At 72.9% G+C, this 2,747-nt stretch carries 3 protein-coding genes; 1 reads left to right on the forward strand and 2 read right to left on the reverse strand.

The genetic code is table 11. From position 1 onward, the window contains the following. A partial coding sequence (locus ACOJTC_RS01330; protein WP_420115417.1) for a methylmalonyl-CoA mutase family protein occupies positions 1-823 on the reverse strand: 823 nt, incomplete at its 3' end. Positions 824-1,186: 363 nt separating this feature from the next. Beyond that, positions 1,187-1,483 (reverse strand): DUF1540 domain-containing protein, encoded by a 297-nt coding sequence (locus ACOJTC_RS01335; RefSeq protein WP_067312880.1) that lies wholly within the window; start codon positions 1,481-1,483, stop codon positions 1,187-1,189. Positions 1,484-2,312: 829 nt separating this feature from the next. On the opposite strand from ACOJTC_RS01335, the gene ACOJTC_RS01340 reads away from it, so the two are divergent. Further along, positions 2,313-2,747: hypothetical protein (locus tag ACOJTC_RS01340; RefSeq protein WP_420115418.1), on the forward strand; the 435-nt coding region annotated here is incomplete at its 3' end.

Here is a 2,747-nt window from a genome sequence, read left to right on the forward strand (position 1 = left end):
TCTGGGTGGGCAGGTCGAAGGCGACCGACAGGCCGGTCTGCCCCTTGGCCAGGTTGCGATGGAAGAGGGCGTTGCTCGCGGCGGCCGAGGAGTGGCCGGCATAGGTGCGCATCAGCCAGGGGCGGTCGCGCTCGGGCAGCCGGCCGGCGGCGATCACCCCGACCCGGTCGGCGAGCGACTCAGCCTCGTCCAGGTAGTGGGTGGTGAGCACGATGGTGGTGCCGGCGGCGGCGAGGTCCCGGATCAGCTCCCAGAACTCGCGCCGCGCCTCCGGGTCGAACCCGGTGGTGGGCTCGTCGAGGAAGAGCAGCTCGGGGCGGCCGATGATGCCCAGCGCCACGTCGAGCCGGCGCTTCTGCCCACCGGAGAGGGTGTGCGTACGGGCGTTGGCCTTGGCACCCAGCCCGACCCGCTCGACGACCTTGTCCGGGTCGTCCGCCTCGGGATAGAACCCGGAGAAGTGCCGGACCACCTCGGCGACGGTCAGCTCGTCGAACTCGCCGGTGCCCTGGAGCACGATGCCGACCCGGGACCGCCAGTCGGCCGCCTGCCCCCGGGAGGTACGTGGTGCGCCCGCCCGTTGGCCGCGCGGGCGGGAGCCGAGGACGAGACCGGGGTCGGTGCCGAGCACGCTGACCTGGCCGGCGTCGCGCTGCCGGTAGCCCTCCAGGATCTCCACCGTGGTCGTCTTGCCCGCGCCGTTCGGTCCGAGCAGGGCGAACACCTCGCCCCGGCGGACGTCGAGGTCCACCCCCGCCACCGCGACGTTGTCGCCGTACGCCTTACGCAGTCCCCGTACGGAGATCGCGAGCTCGTCATCCATGCCGTCCAGTGTGCGACCAGGCCGTCCGGCGCGGCGGTCCGGGGTGTGCCGGTGTCGGCCGGGTCGCGTCGAGGCGGCCCGCTCGTCCCCGACGGGGGCCTGTGAGGTGCTGCACACCCGGGGCGGCCGACGGGGCCGGGGACGTCCGGCGGTTCCGGGCATGGTCGTCGGGGTCGGGCATGGTCGTCGGGTTCGGGTTCGGGTTCGGGGCGGGGACCGGGGTCGGGGTCGGGGAACGCCGGCGGGGGGGGGGGGGGGGGCAACGCCGGCGGGGCCGGGGCCTTCTGCGGCCCCGGCCCCGTGCTGTCCGGTCGGTCAGCGGCTCGGTCGGTCAGCGCTCTGGTTTGTCAGCGCTCTGGTCGGTCAGCGGCTCTGGTAGGTCATGCAGTCGGCCAGGTCGTTGTCGGGGCCGACGGTGATCGCCGGGGCGCGACACTCCAGTTCGGCGTTGTGCCGGCAGTCGGCCCGGCTGCACGCGCCGACCTGGGCGATGAGCCGGTCGAGGCCACCGCGTACCGGCAGCTCCACGAAGGTGTGGCAGTGCGCGTGGTCGGTGCTGCCGATGGTGATGGCGAACGCGTGGCAGTCGTTGGTGTGGTTGTAGGCGCAGGACGAGGCCGCGCACTCCTGAACCCGGGGCATTTCCATCGCTGCGGTCATGACAACCTCACTTTCGGTAGATATGCCACAAATAGTAGGTGCCGGCTGGGTGGGTGCGGGCCGTTCCAGCGCTGATCACCCCGTAGGAAGCCCGCCACCACGGCGACCGAGCCCGAACGACCCCGTCCCCGCCCCTCCCACCCCCACCCCAACCCCCGCCCCCACCCCACCCCTCGACCCGCGTCGGTGATCAAGAGAATTGCGGGCGGGGAGAGCGCTCTCGCTGACGCAAACCTCTTGATCACCGGGGCGGGCCAGGTGGGCCTGGCGGGGGTGGCCGGGGCGGGCGGGGGGCCTGGCCGAGGCGGCTGGGGTGGGCGGGTCGGTTGGCCGGTGGGGTGCGGGCCCGTGTGCGTCGACCTCAACCGGCCGGTGGGCGAGATCCGGGCCGAGTGGGTGGCCGGTTCGGCTCCGGCTGTCGGTGAGGCGCCACGCCCGACGGTCAACGGCGTCACTTGTGCCCGATATGGTCGATTCCGTATGGTCGGACCGTCGCCGGTGTCCGGTACGGGGTCGACCCGGCGGGGCGTCCCGTGACCGGCGGCACCCCGACGGCGGAATCCCGGCCGGCCCGCAGTCGTTACACCCTCTGTACGACCGCAGCAGCACCCCGCCCGGCCAGCCCGGCGGCGGGCAGCTCCCCGGAATGACGCGGGGCCCCCGGTCGTTACATCTGGTTCCGGCGCGAGCGGCAGGGCCCGCCGGAGACCTAAGAACTCTCACTCATGAGCGCCTCGTCGTGGTGCTTACGCCCCCACCGCCGGCTCCGCCGGTGGCCCGGTCCCCCGACCGGTCGGGTGGCGTCGACCCCCTCGAAGGAGCATCCCCCATGAAGACCACCATTCTGCGTAAGAGCGTCCTCGGTATCGCCGGTCTGGCCGTCGCCGGTGGTCTGGCCGCCGGCCCGCTGAACCACGGCACCGCCGAGTCGACCGCCACCGACCACACCGTGGCCGTGGTGCAGGCCGACAAGCCGGCCGTGGACACCGACAAGCTGATCCCGCACGGCGTGCAGGGCACCCAGTCCCGCATCGACCTGAACGACGAGCAGACCGGCAACGTCAAGGCGATCATCGCGGCGACGAAGAAGGCCGGCATGGACGAGCGGGCCGCGGTGGTGTCGATCGCGACCAGCCTGCAGGAGTCGAAGCTGGAGAACCTCGGCCACCTCGGCGACCGCAACGACCACGACTCGCAGGGCCTGTTCCAGCAGCGCCCCTCCAGCGGCTGGGGCACCGTCGAGCAGATCACCGACCCCGAATAC

This window comes from Micromonospora sp. (assembly GCF_048594385.1).
Lineage (GTDB): Bacteria > Actinomycetota > Actinomycetes > Mycobacteriales > Micromonosporaceae > Micromonospora > Micromonospora wenchangensis.